This window comes from Nocardia lijiangensis NBRC 108240, assembly GCF_001613045.1.
Taxonomy (GTDB): Bacteria; Actinomycetota; Actinomycetes; order Mycobacteriales; family Mycobacteriaceae; genus Nocardia; species Nocardia lijiangensis.
In genome coordinates, this window is record NZ_BDBP01000126.1 from 1 (window position 1) to 19,696 (window position 19,696).

The window sequence follows — 19,696 nt, forward strand, 5'->3', positions numbered from 1 at the left end:
TGGGTAATCGCGGGCTCGGCGGGAACGGCGCTGTCGTCGAGCCGCGTGAACACCTGGAGTTCACCCCAGTCGCGGTCCCAGTCCTCGTTCAGGTAGGTCGCCAGTGTGCGTGCGCGCAGCAGCATCCCGGTCCAGCCGAGCGGCCCGCCGCTGTCGTGGCTCTGCCACAGGTTGGTGACGTCGGCGCCGGGCCGATCCGGCAGGATGCGGTAGCCCGGGATCTCCGCGATGCCGTCACGGTGATCGAACGGGCGCTGGTTCGGGAATTGCAGACCGACCATCCAGTCCACCAGCGCGGGCGTGGCGCCGACCACCTCGTTCAGCGTCTTGGTCTGCGGCACCCGCGGCGGCGTCACGGCCAGCCACTGCTTCGGGTTGCGGTCGCGGTCGACGGCAACGATCCGGATCACGTCGGCCTGCGCCGGAATATCGGCGAACGGCACCCGCAGGTTGCGCCACGACGGCGCCGGACCGATGTCGATCGGGACGACCCGGCCCATCGGCTGCGCGGTGGACGTGGAATCCGTTGCGCCGTACTCGATCTGCACCGACTGGCCCGGCGTCACGACACCGTCGGCGTCCACCGACCAGATACGGCCCGCGGCGCTGAGCGCGATGATCCCGGCTCGGTCGCGGGGATCGGGCAGCCGGTACCAGCCGGTGGTCAGCTCGGCAGGGCCCGCGTCGCCGGAGCGGTAACTGCCGAGCACCGGCACCCTGGCCGGGTCGAGACCGAACGGCAGTGCGGCGGTGGCGGTTCCGGCCTCGTCCTCCGAGGCGGACTTGGTGCTCAGCGCCTCGGCGATACTGCCGGTCGAGCTGCTGCCCTCGTCGTCGGGCCGCAAGTCCTCGGCCACGCCACCCGGGGTGAAACCCGTTGCGCTGCCCGCGAACGCGCTGTGCGCGTCACCGGTGAGCGGCGCCAGCATGCCCTCGTTCGGATCGGTTTCGACCAGGACGTGACCGGCCAACCCGTACGGCTTGCCCGTCACCGCCTCGATGTTCGAGCGGGCCAGCGAGAACGACTGCCCTTGCGCCACCGCCGCCTTGGCGAAGGACCCGATGTCCCACACCACCAGCAGCGCCAGCGCGATGGTCAACGGAGGCAGCAGCGACATCCGCCACCCGAAGCGCGAAACACGGTGCGGGGTACCGGGTTCCGGAGATCGCACGTGCCACCAGGCGGCGACCGCCAGCAGCGCGAAGGCGACGACCCGGAACAACTGGTTCAGCATCACTCCCGCCACCGACGGCGACTTGTCCCACCAGGGCATGCCGTAGGCGGAGACGTACCACCACCCGTTGGGTCCGGAGAACACCAGCGCCAGCAGGAACGCGACCACCGCGGCGAACAGCGCGCGGTTGCGCGGCGAGCGCAGTACCGCCGGGCCCACCGCCATCGCGGTCAGCACCGCGACGCACCCCGCGACACCGGCGAACACGCCGAAGTGGTGGGTCCACTTGGTCGGCGTGACCATGATCAGCAGTAGCGCGCCGACCGTGGTACCGAGGATGCGCCGGGACGGGCCCGCGGCGGTCGCCGGGATGCGGCCGCCCTTACGCAGCAGCACGGCCACGCACACCAGAATGCCGATCAGCATCGCGAGAATGCCGATCCGGCGGCCGACCGAACCGTCGACCTCACCCTGGAACAGGTACTGGTAGCGCAGATACTCCTGGAACCACGGCACGTCGGGGCCGATGGCGTGGTGCACCCGCTGCATCTCGAGGGCGGCGGTCAGCGGCTGGTCGGCGAACGCGATCGCCAGCACCACCACACCGGCCGCGCCGAGCGGGGCGAGCAGGGTCGCGTAGCCGGGCAGACGCTGCCGCGGGGTCCCCGCCGCGCCCACCTTGTCCATCACGATGCGGGCCACCGGACGCAGGCCGGACAGCAGCGCCGCGAGGCAGATGAGGCCGGACGGGCCCGCGGTCACGGTGAACGCCGCGATCAGAATGGCCAGCGCGGCGGGCAGCAGCCGCCGGGTGGCGATCGCCCGTTCCACCGAGCACCAGGTGAGCAGCAGTCCCAGCGCGACGGGCGGCTCAGGGCGCAGGCCGTTGTCGTACGGGAGCCACACCGCGAGGAAGCCGAGCGCGCCGGTCCACAACGCGATCTTGTTGTGCCGCACCGCGACACCGAGGCGCGGCACCACCTCGCGGCTCAGCAGCAGCCACAGCAGCACACCGGCCGCCAGCGCGGGCAGCCGCACCCACGGGCTGGCGGTCGTCACCTCGGTCAGGATCCGGATGAGGTCGTAATACGGTGTGCCGATGGGGTTCTCGGGCACGCCGAAGTAGGCGAAGTAATTGGACATGTAGCCGGCGGCGCCGGACGCGCGGGCCATGCCGAACTGGTAGCCGTCGTCGGAGGTGGTGGCGCCGATGAAGTGCCAGAGCACCAGCACGCCGAGCACCACGCCGTCCAGCACCGAGAACGTCCACCAGCGCTGCGGCAGCAGGCGGCGGGTGCGCCTGCCGTCCTCCCTGTCGATCCGGTAGAGGGCGACGAGGCCGACGAGGGTCGCCAGCACCGCGAGCCAGATGGCGGCCCGCTTGACGGGGGTCGGGCTGGAGGAGAAGCGGGTGTCCAGTTCCGCCGTGACGGTCGCGCCGTCGGCGGCGGCCAGGTCGCTGTAGATGCCGACCAGCTGGGGCCGGTAGTCGCCGTGCAGCGTCGCGGGGAAGCCGGGCGCCTCGAACCCGGCCATGGTCGCGGTGGCCCCGGCGGTGTCGGCGTGCACGGTGAGCTCGCAGCCCGGCGGCAGCTGGTCGACGGGCGTGCTGAGCAGCGCCTGATTGCGCAGGACGACGTCGAGCCGGGCGGGCGCGTCGGCGGTGGGTGTGGTCACCCGCGCGAGGAAGCCGTACCGCTCGCGGTCCGGCGCGCCGTTGGGGGCGGTGGCGGCGAGGGTGCCGCCGTGGACGGCGAGCTGCTCGATGGCCGCGCACGGCAGGGTCGCGTCGAAGGTCAGCGGCGCGTAGGCCACCAGCGGCGCCTCCACGCTGCGCGCCGAGCCCGCCTGCGGCCAGGACAGCGTCGCCGCGTCCACCCGAACCGGGAGCAGCGGCACCGCGATCGCGCACAGCGCGCTGATCAAGGCCGCGACCAAAGCGACTGGTCGCGCCCATCCCCCGCTCGTATTTCGTTGTGCCGTCCCGGGTCTGGAATCCTCGACGGACGGCTGCCCCGCCCACACCATCGTGTCAGCCACGACGCCAGATAGTAACGATCGAATCTGAGAACGAAACCCATTGCCCGCGGCGCGGTATCGGGATCACCCCGGAAAACACCGCTGGCCTGGGATTTCTCGCCGGCGAATCGGTTCGAATGAGGACGGGGACGCACCCCGGGGTCGCGGCCCGGATCCGGCCCGGGCCGCGACGGCGCGAATCAGGCGCAGGCGGTCGACTGCTGGCCCAGCGCGGTGAGCATCTGGCAGGTCCACGCCTTCTGGACCTTCCACTTGCCGTCCTCGGCGACGAACGGCACGTCGGCGATGTTCTCCTGGCCGTTCAGCACGATCGTGGCCTTGGCGTTGATGGTGTCGCCGAAGGCGGTCACCTCGGTCACCGTGACGCTGGCGCCGGTGGCCTTGTACGCCTCGGCCAGCCGGCCCGGCAGCTCGGGGTCGGCCTCGGCGCCCTGCACCATGTCCAGCTTCTCCGAGGTCGGCACCGCCGGGTCGAGCGCCTTCTGCAGCTGCGCGTTCAGCTCCGCCACGGTCGGGACCGCGGGCAGGTTCGCCGCGGCGGTCGCCTTGGCGCTGGTCGTCGTCTTGGCCGGCTTGGGTGTGTCGCTCGAGTCGTCACCACCGCAGGCGGTCATGCCAAGGGTGGCGACGATGGCGAGACCGGCGATCGCGATGCGTCCAGTCGTACGAAGCTTCAACTGCTCGTCCTTTGCGTTCGAGGAGGGTCCGTGTCGTAACCGCGGCGGCGTCCACCAAGAACCGGCGGCGCTGCCCGAGGCACCAGGCTACCGGTCAGTGCAGACTGCCGAGCGGGTCCGCCCGGGACAGACTGATGTCGTCGGCGCTGAAGGTACGCGCCGGGCCCGGCCCTGTCGAACTGGTCTCGAACCGCACGGTGACCACGCCGTGCCCCGCTCCTTGGACCCATCCGTGCCCGTAATCCGGGTGCGACACATCCATTCCCGGATACCAGAGGCGCGCGGACGGGCTCGGTTCGACGGCGGGCGCCGCGGGCTCGGCGAGCTCGCTCGATTCCCACTGGGGATCGAGCGCGTCGTCGACCGGACTCCGATCCAGTTCCGGGAACAGCGACTCCTGCCGCACCGTCGACAGCCCGCCGAAGCCGACGCCGACCAAGCGGATCGGGCCGAGTTCGGCCGGATCGATCGCGGACCGCTGCGCGGCCGTGGTGAGCGTGGCCAGGTCGGTGGTGGCGTAGGGCAGGGTGAACGAGCGCGTCACCACGCTCATATCCGATTTCCTGAGTTTGAGCACCACCGTGCGCGCGGCCCTGCCGTCCTTGCCGAGTCTGGCGTGCGCGGCCGCTGCCATGGTCTCGATCGCGGGCCGCAGCTGGGCCAGGGTGACGATGTCGGTCTCGTAGGTGTTCTCGGCGCTGATCTGTTTGGCCTCGGCGCGCTCGGCGACCGGGCGGTCGTCGATGCCGCGGGCCAGCCGGTGCAGCGCGGCGCCGACGCTGCCGCCGAGCAGCGAGACGGCCTCCGATTCGGGCAGCGCGGCGAAGGCGCCGACGGTCTCGATGCCGACCGAACGCAGCCTGCCCTCGGCCACCGGACCGATCCCCCACAGCTTGCGGACCGGGAGACCGGCGAGCAGGCTCTGTTGTTCGCCGGGCGCTACGACCCGGATACCGTCGGGTTTGGCCAGGCCGGAGGCGATCTTGGCGAGCTGTTTGCCGCTGCCCGCGCCGACCGAGGCGACCAAGCCGGTGCGTTCGCGGACCAGCGCGCGCAGTTCGGCGCAGAATTCGTACACCCGATCCGCGTCGGCCCCCGCCAAGTCCTCGGGTTCGCCGAACGCCTCGTCGAAGGAGAGCGTCTCCAGCACCGGGATGCGGCTGCGCAGTGCCTCGAACACCCGTCCGCTGACCACCCCGTAGACCGCGCCGCGCGGCGGCACCACCACCGCCGTCACCCCGACCAGGCGTTTGGCCTGGTGCATCGGCATCGCCGAGCGCGCGCCGAAGACCCTGGCCTCGTAACTCGCGCCCGCGACGACGCCGCGTCCGCCGGTGCCGCCGACGAGCACCGGACGGCCGCGCAGGGTCGGACGGGTGAGCTGCTCGACCGAGGCGAAGAAGGCGTCCATATCGATGTGCAGCACCCAGCGCCTGGATATGCGGCCGGCCGCCGCCTGCTCCATCGCCCGATCGGTCCGCACGACGGGGAATCTACGCGACGCCTCCGACAGGTTCGCCGCGGCGGCAACCAGGCGATGACTGCTGGATTGCTGTCGATCTGCTGTGCGTTCAGCCCCCTCCTTGCACCGCGCGAACGACTCGGTTCAGCGGCCTTGACCAGGGCGGATACATCACGCGCCAGCTATTTCCGACACGACGCCGAAGGGCGGGGATCGCGCCTCGCCCACAGGTTCGTATGTGATGATCGGACACATGAAGATCCGCAAGGCAGTCATCCCGGCGGCCGGTATCGGCTCCCGGTTGCTCCCGCTGACCAAGGCCATCCCGAAGGAGATGCTGCCGGTCGGCGACAAGCCGGTCATCGAGCACACGGTCCGTGAGCTGGTCGCCTCGGGTATCACCGACATCACCATCGTCGTCAGCGGCGGAAAGTCGTTGATCCAGGACCACTTCCGGCCCAACCCGGCCCTGGTCGCGCAGTTGCGCGCGGACGGAAAAACCGCATACGCCGACGCCGTCGAGGAGGTCGGGGAACTGTCCCGCCTCGGCCACATCACCTATCTCGACCAGCACGGCCCCTACGGCAACGGCACCCCGGTGCTCAACGCCGCCCGCAACGCGGGTGACGAGCCGATGCTCGTGCTCTGGCCCGACGACGTGTTCGTGGCCGAGGTGCCGCGCGCCCAGCAGCTCATCGACGCCTACGAGGCCACCGCCGCGCCGGTCCTCGCGTTGATGCCGATGAACCCGGCCGAATCCCAGCGCTACGGCGTTCCGGTCGTCGCCGACGACCAGGGCAACGGCCTGCTGCGCATCAACGGGCTCATGGAGAAACCCAAGCCCGAGGACGCCCCGTCGGCCTATGCCGCCATCGGCGGCTATGTGGTGACCCCGGGGATCGTCGACGAACTGCGCCGCCAGACCGCGGCCTGGTACGAGCACCGCACCGGCGAGGTCTACCTGACCGACGCCATCAACGTGCACGCCTCGGAGAATCCGGTGTTCGGTCAGGTGATCCGGGGCCGCTGGTACGACACCGGCAATCCGGGCGACTACCTGGTCGCCCAGTTCGCCTCGGCGCTGGCCCATCCGGACTACGGGCCACTGCTTCGCGAGCTGGCCACCGACCACCTCGCCTGACCCGCAACGGTTTTCGCGCCGTCAGAACCGGCGGACGGCGTAGATCGTGAACTTCTTGAGCGACGCGAGACCGACCGGCACCCCGCGGCCGTAGGCGTTGAAGATCTGCCCGAAGCCCGCGTAGATGCCGACGTGCGAGCCGTCGCTGTTCAGCACGACGACATCGCCCGGCGCCATCGCGCCGGGCGCCACCGGAACGCCCGCTTTCGCCTGCTGCCAGGTCGTCCTCGGCATGTTGACGCCGACCTGCCGGAACGCCCACTGGACGAGCCCGGAGCAGTCCCAGCTGTTCGGGCCGGTGCCGCCCCATTCGTAGGGCTTGCCGGTCTGGGTCATGGCGATGGCGAGCGCGGCGAGGCCGCGCGGGCTGGAGACCGGGAGCAGCCCCGAGCCGCTGGCGCTGCCCGTTCCCGAGCCGGACGACAAACCCGAGAAGCTGCCGGTGTCGGACCAGGCGGGTCCGGCGAGCAGCAAGGTCGCGAAAGTGGCGACAACGAATCCGACGAGCATCCGGCGCAACGGTTTTCTGGTCATGAACGCACCCCTCCTGTCGGTCCAGCAAACTTGCCGCAGCGAGCGGCTCTGCTAACGCGCGGCGCCGGCCTCGTCATCGGGGGGTGGAGCCGCAGACCACCGCGCATATCCGGCCACACGGGGGCCGAACAGCGCGCATCAGGTAGAACATGCCTCACGGGACATCACTGCGACACCAGCACCCTCTCCGGCACCAACAGCAACAGCCCGATTCTGCCTCGCCGATCCGGACGCAGGACAGGTTTCCAGCAAATTCCTAGCATGTGATCTACGTCACTTCAGGGCGGGGCCTGCGCGTGTCGCGGACATCGAGCGCGAGTTGTCAGATATCGGCCTGATCGTGAGAAATCACCCGCGGACGAACAGCGCGTATGCGAAAGCGCAGCCGCGAGTGGGCGCCCGAAGCGGCGCTGGAGGATCGCTGCGCTCTCCAGGTTTGCAGCGAGAGGAGGAGTCCGTCGGGGTGGGCGGTGGTGCCCACCCCGACGACGCGCTCAGGCCTTCGTCACCGCGGCCTTCACTCCGCCGGACAGCTCGGCGGCCTCGACGCCCACGGAGCCGAAATCGAGTGCGGTGGCGAGGATCTCGCCCGCGATCAGATCGCGGTGGGTCTGCGCCCAGGCCAGCCGCTCGGCGGGCACCTCGAGGATCACGGTGATCCGGTCGGAGACGTCCAAGCCCAGCGACTTGCGGGTCTCCTGGAGGTCGCGGATCAGGTCGCGGGCCCAGCCCTCGGCCTCCAGCTCCTCGGTGACCACCGAGTTCAGCACCACCAGGCCCGCGTTACCGGGCAGCGCCGCGGTGGACTCGGGCTCGGCGGCGACCAGGCGCTGGGTGTATTCCTCGGGGAGCAAGACGATTCCGGCGGCGCTGACGACACCGGCGGCGTCCTCGGACCACTCCCCCGCCTTGACCGCCTTGATCACCGTCTGCACGTCCTTGCCCAGGCGCGGGCCCGCCGCGCGGGCGTTCACGGCCAGCTCGAAGCGCCCGTGCACGGCGACGTCGGTGGTCAGATCGACCTTCTTGACGTTGACCTCGTCGGCGATGATGTCGGCGTAGGGGCGCAGCCGCTCGGCATCGCCCGCCGCGATGGTCACCTCGGCCAGCGGCAGCCGCACCCGCAGGTTCTGCGCCTTGCGCAGGCTCAGCACCGTCGAGCAGACCGTGCGCACCTCGTCCATGGCGGCGACCAGTTCCGGATCCTCCGGCAGCTCGCCCTCCTTCGGCCAATCGGCCAGGTGCACCGAGCGGTCGCCGGTGAGCCCGCGCCAGATCACCTCGGCGATCAGCGGCAGCAGCGGCGCCGCCAGCCTGCTCACCACCTCGAGCACGGTGTGCAGGGTGTCCACGGCGTCGCGGTCCTCCGACCAGAAACGCGAACGCGACCGGCGCACATACCAATTCGTGAGCGCGTCGGCAAACGAGCGCAGCTCCTCGCAGGCGCCCGCGATGTCGTGGACCTCCAGCGCGTCGGTCATCACATCGCGAGTTTGCGCCAGCTTCGCCAGGATGTAGCGGTCCAGCACGTTCGGCGAATCGGTGCGCCACACACCGGGCTTCGAGGCGTACAGCTGCAGGAAGGTCCACGCGTTCCACAGCGGGCGCAGCGCGTGGCTGACGCCCTCGCGGATGCCGCGCTCGGTGACGATGAGGTTGCCGCCGCGCAGGATCGGCGAGCTCATCAGGAACCAGCGCATCGCGTCGGAGCCGTCCCGGTGGAACACCTCGTTCACGTCCGGGTAGTTGCCCTTCGACTTGCTCATCTTCAGCCCGTCGTCACCGAGCACGATGCCGTGCGCGGCAACGGTTTTGAAGGCCGGGCTGTCGAACAGCGCGGTCGACAGGACGTGCAGGGTATAGAACCAGCCGCGGGTCTGCCCGTTGTACTCGACGATGAAGTCGCCCGGGAAGTGCCCGTCGAACCAGTCTTTGTTCTCGAACGGGTAGTGCACCTGCGCATAGGGCATCGAACCGGACTCGAACCAGCAGTCCAGCACCTCCGGCACCCGCCGCATGGTCGAGCGCCCCGTCGGATCGTCGGGGTTGGGCCTGGTCAGCTCGTCGATCATGGGCCGGTGCAGGTCGGCAGGGCGCACGCCGAAGTCGCGCTCCAGCTCGTCCAGCGAGCCGTACACGTCGACGCGCGGGTAGGCCGGATCGTCGGACACCCACACCGGGATCGGGCTTCCCCAGTAGCGGTTGCGGCTGATGTTCCAGTCGCGCGCGCCCTCCAGCCACTTGCCGAACTGGCCGTCGCGGATGTGCTCGGGCACCCAGGTGATCTGCTTGTTCAGCTCCACCATCCGGTCGCGGAACTTGGTCACCGCGACGAACCAGGACGGCACCGCCATGTAGATCAGCGGCTGCCCGGAGCGCCAGCTGTGCGGGTAGGAGTGCTCGATCGTCTCGTGCCGCAACAGCTTTCCTGCGGCCTTGAGGTCCTTGATGATCACCGGGTTGGCGTCGAACACCATCAGGCCCTCGTACGGCGGAACCATCGAGGTGAACTTGCCGCCCGGATCCAGCGGCTGCACGATCTCGATGCCGTTGGCCGCGGCGACCTCCATGTCCTCCTCACCGAAGGCGGGGGCCAGGTGCACGATGCCGGTGCCGGAATCGGTGGTCACGTAGTCGGCGGAGAGCACCCGGTGCGCGTTCGGGTGGCCGACGAAGAAGTCGAACGGCGGGGCGTAGGACAGGCCTACCAGCGCGGCGCCGTCGAACTCGCCGAGTACCTGCGGCTCCTCGCCGAACTCACGGGCGTAGTGCGAGACCCGCTCGGCGGCCAGCAGATAGCGCTTGCCGTCAGTGCCGCGCAGGTGCACGTAGCGCACGTTCGGGTGCACCGCGACGGCCAGGTTGGACGGCAGGGTCCACGGCGTGGTGGTCCAGATGAGGGCGTTGGCGCCGTCGAGCTCGCGCAGCGGATGGTCGGCGGGCACGCGCAGCGCCATGTCGACGGTGACGGCCGGGTCCTGGCGCATCTTGTAGGCGTCGTCCAGGCGGGTTTCCTGATTCGACAGCGGCGTCTGCTCGTACCAGCTGTAGGGCAGCACGCGGAAGCCCTGGTAGATCAGCCCCTTGTCGTAGAGCGACTTGAACGCCCACATCACCGACTCCATGAAGTCGAGATCGAGGGTCTTGTAGTCGTTGTCGAAGTCGACCCAGCGGGCTTGACGGGTCACGTAGTCGCGCCATTCCCCGGTGTAGCGCAGCACCGAGGATTTGCAGGCGGCGTTGAATTCCGCGAGCCCCATCGCGTCGATCTGTGATTTGTCCGTGATACCGAGCTGCTTTTCCGCTTCGATTTCCGCGGGCAAGCCGTGACAGTCCCATCCGAAACGCCGTTCGACGCGCTTGCCGCGCATCGTCTGAAAACGTGGGATCAAATCCTTCACATAGCCGGTGAGCAAATGTCCATAATGCGGCAGACCGTTGGCAAAGGGCGGGCCGTCGTAGAAGACGAACTCGGCTGCACCGGAACGGTTCTCGATGCTGGCGCGGAAGGTGTCGTCGGCCGCCCATGCGTCGAGCACGCGTTCTTCCAGCTCAGGGAAGCTCGCACCGGAGCCTGCGCCCAGATCCACGCGGGGGTATGCGCTCTTGCTGTCGTCCGCCATCGCGGATGCGTCTCCTCGTGCCACCGCGCCGCAGGCGCGTATCAGTGGTTGGCACGGGGACGACCTCGGCGCTCGGTGCGCCGAAACCGCGGTACCACCCCGTTTGTCCTGGCCTGCCCCCTCGGGGCCGCCGGACCACTCGTTGTGAGCTGTGACGGGCTCACCCGTTCGGTTCTACTGAGCGCCGCGCGGGATACGGCGGCGCCGTTCTTCCGAAGGCTCCCCGGTGATGGCCGGATCGACGCCGTTCTCTCTCGATTCTAACCAGTCGTGGCAAACGGTATTCCCACGCCCGGCCTCAGCGTTTGGCGTGCCGCCCCGGCGGCGGCGGTGCGTCGTTGTCCGGCCTGCGCATCGCAAGGGCACTCACCAGCAACAGCACCGCGCCGATGACGCACACGACGATGCACCCCCATGCCCACAGCACCGACCCGGTGGTCAGCGCTGTGACCAGCAGGGCAAAGCCGATCGCCGCCAGGACGAGTGTCAGGACGAGCATGATGGCCCCCTCGGCGTGCCTCCGCCTTCACTACGGCCAACGACTTCGGCGACCAACCGTGCCGGAGGCCGCGAAGGGCGGAACTACTTGCCGCCCTTGGCAAACGACGCGGGTGCCAGGTTGTTCGCGGTGTTCGCGTCGGCGAAGGCCTCGCCGCCGTCGACCGGAACCGCCGAGCCACGGTTCTCGAGCTCCTCGAGCTGCGACTCCAGGTACGACTTCAGCCGCACGCGGTACTCGCGCTCGAAGGTCTTGAGCTGCTCGATCCGGCTCTCCAGCACGCTGCGCTGCTGGGTGATGGTCGCCATGATCTCGGTGTGCTTGCGCTCGGCGTCGGCCTGCAGTGCGTCGGCCTTCTCCTTGGCCTGGCGCAGCTGGCTGTCCGAGCGGGTCTGCGCGTCCGACAGCATCGCTTCGGACTTCTGGCGAGCGTCCGCGACCATCGACTCGGAGCGGGTCCTGGCATCGCCGACCAGACGCTCGGAGTTCGCCCGCGCGTTGGAGAGCAGGTTCTCCGCCTCGGTCTTCGCGTCGCTGGTCAGCCGGTCCGCCATCTCCTGGGCGAGGCTGAGCACCTTGGCCGCCTGCAGGTTCGCGTCGGCGCCGGGGGCGTCCTTCGGCACGGGCGCGGCCACCGGCATCGGCGCGGGCGGGGGTGCGGGCACCGGGGGTTTGATCGGTTCCGGCGGCGGAGCCTGCTGTACCGGGGCCTTGACGGTGGCGGGGGCCGCTTGCCGATTCTTCTTGGCGTCTGCCAGTTCCGCATCGAGTTCGGCAACCCGCTGGCGCAGGTCTGCGTTCTCCTCGATCAGACGCGAGAGCTCCTGCTCCACGAGATCCAAGAAGGCATCGACTTCATCCTCGTTGTAGCCGCGCTTCCCGATCGGCGGTTTGCTGAACGCGACGTTGTGCACATCGGCTGGGGTCAGCGGCATGGAAGGATCCCTTCACGCGTCTTTTGGAGATCTAGCAGATCTAGCAAGGTATCTTGGCCCATTCTGTCACACCGGAGCTACGGGTTGGCCGAGCCTGCTCACGATCGACATCAGGATGAAGACGATGAATAGCAGGACCATAATCGAGAGGTCCAGGCGAATTCCCCCCAGAGACACCGGTGGTATCAGCCGTCTCAGCAGTTTCACCGGAGGGTCGGTGATCGTGAAGATCACCTCCAGGATGACGACAACGACACCGGTCGGTCGCCAGTCACGGGCGAAGCTACGAACGAACTCGACGATCACCCGGCTGATCAGCAACAGCCAGAAGATGAACAGTACGAAGTACAGCACCGCGAACAAGGCCACGACTTCACTCTGCCCGAAAATCGGCGTTGCGCAAAATGACCACACCGCCCCGCGCGCGACAAGACCGACGAACCCCCCGGATCAGACCGCTATTTCTGGTTGTAGAAGCCGGTTTCGGCGATCCTGCGGCGTTCCTCGGCCGATACGTCGACATCCGCCGGTGAGAGCAGGAACACTTTGGTCGCGACCTTGTCGAACGAGCCACGTAGTGCGAACGCGAGTCCGGCCGCGAAATCGACCAGCCGCTTGGCGTCGGCATTGCTCAGATCGACCAGGTCCATGATCACCGGGTTGCCCTCGCGGAAGCGCTCGCCGATGATGCGGGCCTCGCTGTAATCGCGCGGGCGCAGCGTCGTGATCTTGGACAAGGGGCCTCCGTCCTCGAAGATCCCTGGCCGGCGAGCGGACGCGGGCTCGGGGCGCACGCGCTCCTCCAGCCGCCGCTCCTCGGCGTCGGGATCGACGGCGAGCGCACCCCTGGTGGCTCCCCGCATCATGCCTGCGCCGCCGCCCGCACGAAAACGGCCCGACGACGGGGCCGCATCGATACGGGTGGGCCGCCGCGACGACTCGTAACGCTCGTCGCCGTAGGGCTCGTCGGCGTACTCGTCACGGCGCGCCGCCGGATAGCCTGCCTGGTAAGGCGACTTGTACGCGGGCTCCGGGTAGTCGGCGTCCTCGTCGAAACGGTCTGCGCCGTAACGATCTTCGGCATACCGGTCGGTGCCGTAGCCGGCCCGCTCGGTGTAGGAGCGCCCCCGCGCGCCACCGCGCTCGTTCGCGCGCGAGGTGCGATCGTCGACGTAATCGTCTTCGTAGTCCTCGAGCGGAACCATGCCGAAGTACGCCTTGAACTTGTGCAGGGTGCTCATGCCCGCACCTCGCTGCCGCTCGCCCCCGTCATGACCACACGGATGGCTGCATCGATTGACCCCTCGCTCATGACACCACCTCACTATCGCGCGGCTCCGTCATGACCACGATGGTGGCTGCGTCGAGTCCTCGCTCGCTGCGCTCGCTCATTCTGGTCGACCTTCCTTCGGCCCCGGTGGCGGCCGGGTGTTGAAGTCTTGCTCAGCCCTCGTCTGTCCCAATCTTATGTGTCAAATGTGACTGATGAGGTTTCTTTGCTAGCCCGAGGTTATCGGTCGAGCGCCCATCAAGGCGGTACCGACACGCACAACCGTCGAACCGTGTTCGATCGCTGATTCCAGATCCCCCGACATTCCTGCAGAAAGCTCGGTTGCCGAGGGGTGTCCGGCGAGTAGCCGCGTGTGCAAAGTCGCAAGCCGTGCAAATGCGCTATGAGGCTCGGCGTCGAGTGGCGGAATCGCCATCAGGCCCCCGAGCTGCAGTCCTTTGGCGGCCGCGACCTGGTCCGCGAGCCGATCGAGATCATTTGTGGTGGCCCCGCCGCGCTCGGGGTCCTCGTCCAGGCTCACCTGGAGCAGCACGCGCAGGGGTTCGATACGCTCGCCCGCCTCCAGCGCGGCGAGCGCGCCCTTGTCAAGAGCCGTTGCCAAACGTTCGCTGTCCACCGAGTGCACGGTATGTGCCCAGCGTGCGACCACTCTCGCCTTGTTGCGCTGCAGGCGACCGATCATGTGCCACCGGATATCAGGGCGTTCGCCCAGTTCCGCGACCTTCGCGGTGGCCTCCTGCTCCCGCGACTCGCCGAATTCGCGGCAGCCGAGGCCGTACAGGATCGCCACATCCGCGGCGGGGAAGAACTTCGTCACCGGCAGCAGACGCACCGAGCCCGGCTCCCGTCCCACCGCCCGGCAGGCGGCGTCGATGCGCCCGAGCAGCACATCCAGATTGCCCGCCAGCTCGGCGGTGCGCGCATCGACTTGTGCCACAACGGTTTCCGAGTCGGTCATCGGCCGCACTCCGAACCGTGCCGTGTCATTTCGGGCCCTCGATCCAGATCACACCCGCGATGCGCCCGGTCGGCGCGCCGCGGCGGTGGCTGAACAGCGTCTTGTCCTCGATGGTGCAGCGCGGATCTTCCGCGATCGCCGCGATCCCGGCCTCGGTGAGCTGCCTCCGGATTCCGGCGCGCAGGTCCAGCGCCGGGGTGCCGCGCACGGTGATGGTCGCGCTGCCCGGTAGGTGCTTTTCGACGTCGTCGCGCATGGCGGCGGGAACCTCGTATTGCCTGCCCGAAGCGGCCGGGCCGAGAAACGCGCCGACGCGGTCGAGCCGGGCGCCGGCCGACACCATCGCGTCGAGCACGCGCGGGACGATGCCGATGCGCGCGCCGATCCGGCCCGCGTGCACGGCGGCGATGACGCCGGCCTCGTCGTCGGAGAGCAGAATCGGGACGCAGTCCGCGGTCAGCACGACCAGCGCCAGGTTCGGCACGGTGGTGACCAGGGCATCGGTGGCGGGCACCGGCTCGGGGCGCGGTCCGTCGACGATTTCGACGCCGCGGCCGTGGATCTGCTCCATCCACACCAGCCGGTCCGGGGTGAGGCCGATCCCCGCGGCGAGGCGGTCGCGGTTGCGTCGCACGGCCGCCGGATCGTCGCCCACGTGGTCGCCGAGGTTGAACGAGTCGTAGGGCGGCGCGGAGAAACCGCCCGCCCTGGTCGTCGTGACCCGTCGGACGGTGAGCGTGTGGGCAGCAGTCATGCCTCCGAGCCTAGTGGCTCCCGAGGCGAGCGCCGCGGCTCGGAACGCGGGCGCCGGACCCCGCGCTCGGTGAATCCTCCTGATCGGTCTGCTGATTCGCGTCCGAGAGGCCGCACGGCGCGGCGCGCGGTGCGGCGAACCTCACCTCGGGCGACGACCCTCGACCGTCGTCCCGGGCGGGATCCGGGACGATCGGATCAGCGGCGCATGAAGGACGGCACGTCGACGTCGTCATCGTCGTCGCCGCCACCGTCCGGCGGCTGGATGTGGGACCGGCTGTTGTGCGAGACCGTCGGCTCGGCGAGCGGGGCGCGCTCGTTGTGTCGGTAGCTCGGCACCGCGCCACGGGTCACGCTGCTGGAGGTGCCGCTCGTGGTGGGCTCGGTGCTGCGTGTGGAGGAGGCGATCTCGCTCGGTCGGCTGGTCTGGCCGATCTCGCCTGCCCGGCCCGAGCCGATCGCGCCGCGCGTGGTCGCGGGGTCGAAGGTGCGCCGGGCGGGGCCGCCGCCGTCGAACCCGGCCGCGATGACGGTGACGCGCACCTCGTCGCCGAGCGAATCGTCGATGACGGTACCGAAGATGATGTTGGCCTCGATGTGCGCGGCCTCCTGCACCAGCGATGCCGCCTCGTTGATCTCGAACAGACCGAGGTCCGACCCGCCCGCGATCGACAGCAGCACGCCGTGCGCGCCGTCCATCGACGCCTCGAGCAGCGGCGAGTTGATCGCGGCCTCGGCCGCCTTCACCGATCGGCCCTCGCCGCGCGCGGAGCCGATGCCCATGAGCGCGCTGCCCGCGCCGGACATGACGCTCTTGACGTCGGCGAAGTCGACGTTGATCAGGCCGGGGGTGGTGATCAGGTCCGTGATGCCCTGGACACCGTTGAGCAGCACCTCGTCGGCGGAGCGGAAGGCGTCCATCAGGCTCACCGCGGCGTCGCCGAGCTGCAGCAGCCGGTCGTTCGGGATGACGATGAGGGTGTCGCAGGACTCGCGCAGCAAGTTGATGCCCACCTCGGCCTGGTTGCCGCGGCGCTTGCCCTCGAACGAGAACGGCCGGGTGACCACACCGATGGTCAGCGCGCCGAGCTTGCGCGCGATGCTCGCGACGACCGGCGCGCCGCCGGTACCGGTGCCGCCGCCCTCGCCCGCGGTCACGAAGACCATGTCGGCGCCCTTGAGCACCTCTTCGATCTCGTCCTTGTGGTCCTCGGCGGCCTTGCGGCCGACCTCGGGATCCGCGCCGGCGCCGAGACCGCGGGTGAGTTCGCGGCCGACGTCGAGCTTGACGTCGGCGTCGCTCATCAGCAGCGCCTGCGCGTCGGTGTTGACGGCGATGAACTCGACTCCCTTGAGTCCCTGTTCGATCATCCGGTTGACGGCATTCACGCCGCCGCCGCCGATACCGACGACCTTGATCACCGCAAGGTAGTTGTGCGGGGGCGTCATGGGCTCTCGCCTTCCTTCGATCTAAAGCCTGTCATTTTCGGATTCAGGACATTTCGCTATGCACCCTCGGTTGTTTTGCCCAGGGCCGTTTCACTCCACGATCCGCTGGCCCGGGCAAACCCTAAACCTCAACCACAGGGTTAGCGTTATGTCAAGTATCCGACTGGTGCGGAACGCTATTCGCAGCCGCCGCGATACGGGCGCAGGCGCGCCGACACGAGTGACAGAATCTTGTGTGATCCTTCTCGTTCGCCACTCCGCACACCGTAGGGTTGGACGGTTGCCCCCCGAGCCCCATCCCGGCGGCGGCCCTGCGCCTTGTGGCAGAGCGCCCCCGAAAATTCCCTGGGCACAATGGGTGTCGATCACTTTACCGTGACCAGATTCGGACTCGAAACGTCGAACACCGTTCCCTCCCGCGTCAACAGCGGCAACACCACGGCCGCCTTGCGTTCGGCATCGTTCGCACTGCCCCAGAGTACCGTGCGTCCGTCGTGCAGATTCAGGGAGATATCCGAAATCGACCGTGCGACAACCTCGTCCACCTGGATATACAGGGCGGGCGGCAATACCGTCAGCACCGCGACCGCCGCGCGGGTCACCGGATCGGCGCCGCCGGGAAGTTCGGTGATCAACTTCGGCACCCCGATGGGCGCGGCTTCGATGGCGAATTCGACGCTTTCGGCATCCAGCAGATGCGCGCCTTCGGTGCTCTCGAAGAACAACACCGGCGTCCGCTCCACGACGGTCACCCGAACGGTGGACGGGTACACCCGCTGCACGCGCGCGGAGTGCACTTTCGGAATATTCACTACCCGCCGCGCCATGGCGTCGGTATCGATGCGCAGCATCGAGCGGCCCGAGGGAATTTCGAGTCGCTCGCGTACCTGTGCTTCCGGCACCGCGGAGAGACCGACGATATCGACGGTGCGCACCGAAAGGGCGGGCGTGAACCACGCGACCAACAGCACGACGGTAAGCACGCAGACGCCCAGCAATCCCCACAGCCGCACCCGGCGCAGCCGAGCCGGGCCGCCGGGTCGCCGCAGCAGATCGAACCGATCGAGCCAGCCTGCGGCGCGCCGCTCACCCCCCGGCCGCATCGCGGCTCACCGCCCGTACTGGGGACGCGCCCGTAGCCCGTCGAGAATCTGGCTGCCGAGCATGGTGACGTCGCCCGCCCCCATGGTGATCACCACGTCGCCGGGCTTCGCGAGCCCGGCCACCTGGCGGCCGACCCGGGACATATCCGGTTGGTAGTGCACGGGTCCGGTGACGGCCTGGGCCACCAGCGCGCCGTTCACGCCGGGCAGCGGCTTCTCCCGCGCGCCGTACACGTCCAGCACGACGACCTCGTCGGCCAGGCTCAGCGCCACGCCGAAGTCCTCGGCGAAGGTCGCGGTGCGGCTGTACAGATGCGGCTGGAAGACCACGATCACCCGGCCCTGCCGCGAGCGCGCGCCGTCCCGCGCCTCCTGCTGCACCAGCTCCGCCGCGGCGCCGAGCACCGCGCGCACCTCGGTGGGATGGTGCGCGTAGTCGTCGAAGACCCGCACGCCGTTCTCCCTGCCGACGAACTGGAACCGCCGGTGCACGCCGCCGAAACCCTCCAGGCCCTGGACGATTTCATCGACGTCGGCGCCCGCGGCCCGCGCGGCCAGCAGCGCGGCCAGCGCGTTGAGCGCCATGTGCCGTCCGGGCACCGAGAGCCGCAGGGTGCGCGGCGCGGACTCGTCGGCCAGCTGGAACTGCACGAGCCCGCCCACATCACGCGGCTCCCAGCTGTGCAGGCGCACGCCGACAGGGACCGGCGCGTCGGCGAGTTCGCCGGAGCCGTAGCCGAGGACCCGGACGCCCTTGTCCGCCAAGCGGTCACCGACCCGCTCGGCCAGCGCGCGCGAGCCGGGATCGTCCAGGCACACCACCAGCAGCCCGCCCGCGGTGAGCCGGTCCGCGAAGTCGTCGAAGACCTGCACGTAGGCGGCGTCGGAGCCGAAGAAGTCGAGGTGGTCGGACTCGATGTTGGTGACCACGGCGACGTCGGGGTCGTACTGCAGCAGCGAGCCGTCGCTCTCGTCCGCCTCGGCCACGAAGACCTCGCCGGTGCCGTGGTGGGCGTTGGTCCCCGCCTCGTTGAGTTCACCGCCGACCGCGAAGGACGGGTCGAGGCCGCAGTGCTGCAGCGAGACGATCAGCATCGAGGTCGTCGAGGTCTTGCCGTGGGTACCCGAGACGAGCAGCGTGCGGTGCCCCCGCATCAGCGAGGCCAGCACCGTGGGGCGGAGCAGCACCGGGATGTCGCGCCGATTCGCTTCCACCAGTTCGGGATTGGTCTTCGGGATGGCGGCGTAGGTGGTCACCACCGCGGTCGGGCCGCCGGGCAGCAGGTCGAGCGCGCCAGCGTCGTGGCCGATGTTGACCTGCGCGCCGCGCGCCCGCAGCGCGAGCACGCCGCGGCTCTCCTTGGCGTCCGAACCCGACACCGCGCCGCCGCGGGACAGCAGAATGCGGGCGATGCCGGACATTCCGGCCCCGCCGATGCCCACCATGTGCACCCGCTCCAGTTCGGGCGGGAGCGCCGAACGCTCGTCGGTCATCGGCCCCGCCCCAATTCCACCACGATCCGCGCCACTTCGTCGGCGGCGTCGCGGTGCCCCGCGCCTGCCGCGGCGCGGCCCATCTCGGTCAGCCGTGCGGGGTCCATGAGCAGCGGTATCACCTCGTCGATCACGTACTTCGCGGACAGTTCGGCATCGGGGACAATTCTGCCACCGCCCTGCGCGACCACGGGGCGTGCATTGAATTCTTGTTCGCCGTTGCCGTGCGGCAGCGGCACGTAGAAGGCGGGCAGGCCGACAGCGGACACCTCGGCGACCGTCATCGCGCCGGACCGGCACACCACTGCGTCGGCCGCGGCGTAGGCCAGATCCATCCTGGACACATACGGCACCGCCACGTAGCGTGCCGGTCCCTCGCCCTCGGCGACCTCGACAGTGTTCTTCGGGCCGTGCGCGTGCAGCACCGAGATACCTGCCGCAGCCAGCTGCGGCGCGGCGGCCGAGACCGCCTCGTTCAGACTGCGCGCGCCCTGCGAGCCGCCGAACACCAGCAGCACCGGTCCCTCGGCGGGCAGCCCGAAGTGCGCGCGGGCTTCGGCGC

Annotated in this window: 15 protein-coding genes and 1 pseudogene; 1 reads left to right on the forward strand and 15 read right to left on the reverse strand. The window is 69.4% G+C overall.

Translation table 11 applies throughout. The features are described 5' to 3' along the window. From NL1_RS33095 to NL1_RS33105, 3 genes are all read right to left on the reverse strand, one after another. Positions 1-3,215 (reverse strand): arabinosyltransferase domain-containing protein (locus NL1_RS33095; protein ID WP_067848113.1); only part of this gene is annotated, 3,215 nt, incomplete at its 3' end. 179 nt (positions 3,216-3,394) lie between these two features. Then, positions 3,395-3,892 carry a WKL family lipoprotein gene (locus NL1_RS33100; RefSeq protein WP_067848081.1) on the reverse strand — a complete coding sequence of 166 codons (498 nt, stop codon included), beginning with the start codon at positions 3,890-3,892 and terminating at the stop codon, positions 3,395-3,397. 94 nt (positions 3,893-3,986) lie between these two features. Next, positions 3,987-5,357 (reverse strand): DNA polymerase IV, encoded by a 1,371-nt coding sequence (locus tag NL1_RS33105; protein ID WP_174553506.1) that lies wholly within the window; start codon positions 5,355-5,357, stop codon positions 3,987-3,989. A gap of 250 nt (positions 5,358-5,607) precedes the next feature. Between NL1_RS33105 and NL1_RS33110 the strand changes: the two genes are divergently transcribed. Further along, positions 5,608-6,495, forward strand: coding sequence for a UTP--glucose-1-phosphate uridylyltransferase (locus tag NL1_RS33110; protein WP_084511310.1), 888 nt, complete (start codon positions 5,608-5,610; stop codon positions 6,493-6,495). Positions 6,496-6,516: 21 nt separating this feature from the next. Here NL1_RS33110 and NL1_RS33115 read toward each other — a convergent pair whose 3' ends face one another. The 12 genes and pseudogenes from NL1_RS33115 to NL1_RS33170 form a co-directional block, all read right to left on the reverse strand. Next, on the reverse strand, positions 6,517-7,029 hold the full coding sequence (locus NL1_RS33115; RefSeq protein ID WP_067848087.1) for an NlpC/P60 family protein: 513 nt from the start codon (positions 7,027-7,029) through the stop codon (positions 6,517-6,519). Between the two features lie 494 nt (positions 7,030-7,523). Next, on the reverse strand, positions 7,524-10,652 hold the full coding sequence (gene ileS / locus NL1_RS33120; RefSeq protein WP_067848090.1) for an isoleucine--tRNA ligase: 3,129 nt from the start codon (positions 10,650-10,652) through the stop codon (positions 7,524-7,526). A 298-nt stretch (positions 10,653-10,950) separates the two neighbouring features. Further along, a pseudogene (locus NL1_RS33125) lies at positions 10,951-11,163 on the reverse strand (hypothetical protein); the annotation flags it as partial. A 71-nt stretch (positions 11,164-11,234) separates the two neighbouring features. Continuing rightward, entirely contained in the window at positions 11,235-12,086 is an 852-nt protein-coding gene (gene wag31 / locus NL1_RS33130; RefSeq protein WP_067848095.1) for a DivIVA-like cell division protein Wag31, read from the reverse strand. Between the two features lie 66 nt (positions 12,087-12,152). Beyond that, positions 12,153-12,455: a YggT family protein gene (locus NL1_RS33135; RefSeq protein ID WP_067785731.1), complete on the reverse strand. Its 303-nt coding sequence runs from the start codon at positions 12,453-12,455 to the stop codon at positions 12,153-12,155. Positions 12,456-12,544: 89 nt separating this feature from the next. After that, positions 12,545-13,327, reverse strand: coding sequence for a cell division protein SepF (locus tag NL1_RS33140; protein ID WP_067848098.1), 783 nt, complete (start codon positions 13,325-13,327; stop codon positions 12,545-12,547). A 258-nt stretch (positions 13,328-13,585) separates the two neighbouring features. Further along, a complete protein-coding gene (locus NL1_RS33145) occupies positions 13,586-14,335 on the reverse strand; it encodes a YggS family pyridoxal phosphate-dependent enzyme (protein WP_067848101.1) in 750 nt (249 codons plus the stop codon). 25 nt (positions 14,336-14,360) lie between these two features. Continuing rightward, positions 14,361-15,089, reverse strand: coding sequence for a peptidoglycan editing factor PgeF (pgeF, locus tag NL1_RS33150; RefSeq protein ID WP_067848104.1), 729 nt, complete (start codon positions 15,087-15,089; stop codon positions 14,361-14,363). Between the two features lie 197 nt (positions 15,090-15,286). Continuing rightward, a complete protein-coding gene (gene ftsZ / locus NL1_RS33155; protein WP_067848106.1) occupies positions 15,287-16,537 on the reverse strand; it encodes a cell division protein FtsZ in 1,251 nt (416 codons plus the stop codon). Between the two features lie 365 nt (positions 16,538-16,902). Beyond that, the gene (locus tag NL1_RS33160; protein ID WP_084511308.1) at positions 16,903-17,640 is read right to left on the reverse strand and encodes a cell division protein FtsQ/DivIB; all 738 of its coding nucleotides are present in this window, start codon (positions 17,638-17,640) and stop codon (positions 16,903-16,905) included. Between the two features lie 6 nt (positions 17,641-17,646). Further along, entirely contained in the window at positions 17,647-19,134 is a 1,488-nt protein-coding gene (gene murC / locus NL1_RS33165; protein ID WP_067848109.1) for a UDP-N-acetylmuramate--L-alanine ligase, read from the reverse strand. Beyond that, the coding region (locus tag NL1_RS33170) for a UDP-N-acetylglucosamine--N-acetylmuramyl-(pentapeptide) pyrophosphoryl-undecaprenol N-acetylglucosamine transferase (protein WP_281180898.1) at positions 19,131-19,696 on the reverse strand (566 nt) is incomplete at its 5' end. The genes NL1_RS33170 and murC, both read right to left, overlap by 4 nt.

Coding starts and splice junctions, on each gene's coding strand:
- NL1_RS33145 (WP_067848101.1), bottom strand. CDS start 14,335: ATGACCGACTCGGAAACCGTTGTGGCACAAGTCGATGCGCGCACCGCC.
- NL1_RS33105 (WP_174553506.1), bottom strand. CDS start 5,357: ATGGAGCAGGCGGCGGCCGGCCGCATATCCAGGCGCTGGGTGCTGCAC.
- NL1_RS33110 (WP_084511310.1), top strand. CDS start 5,608: ATGAAGATCCGCAAGGCAGTCATCCCGGCGGCCGGTATCGGCTCCCGG.
- wag31 (WP_067848095.1), bottom strand. CDS start 12,086: ATGCCGCTGACCCCAGCCGATGTGCACAACGTCGCGTTCAGCAAACCG.
- NL1_RS33160 (WP_084511308.1), bottom strand. CDS start 17,640: ATGCGGCCGGGGGGTGAGCGGCGCGCCGCAGGCTGGCTCGATCGGTTC.
- ftsZ (WP_067848106.1), bottom strand. CDS start 16,537: ATGACGCCCCCGCACAACTACCTTGCGGTGATCAAGGTCGTCGGTATC.
- murC (WP_067848109.1), bottom strand. CDS start 19,134: ATGACCGACGAGCGTTCGGCGCTCCCGCCCGAACTGGAGCGGGTGCAC.
- pgeF (WP_067848104.1), bottom strand. CDS start 15,089: ATGACTGCTGCCCACACGCTCACCGTCCGACGGGTCACGACGACCAGG.
- NL1_RS33140 (WP_067848098.1), bottom strand. CDS start 13,327: ATGAGCACCCTGCACAAGTTCAAGGCGTACTTCGGCATGGTTCCGCTC.
- ileS (WP_067848090.1), bottom strand. CDS start 10,652: ATGGCGGACGACAGCAAGAGCGCATACCCCCGCGTGGATCTGGGCGCA.
- NL1_RS33115 (WP_067848087.1), bottom strand. CDS start 7,029: ATGACCAGAAAACCGTTGCGCCGGATGCTCGTCGGATTCGTTGTCGCC.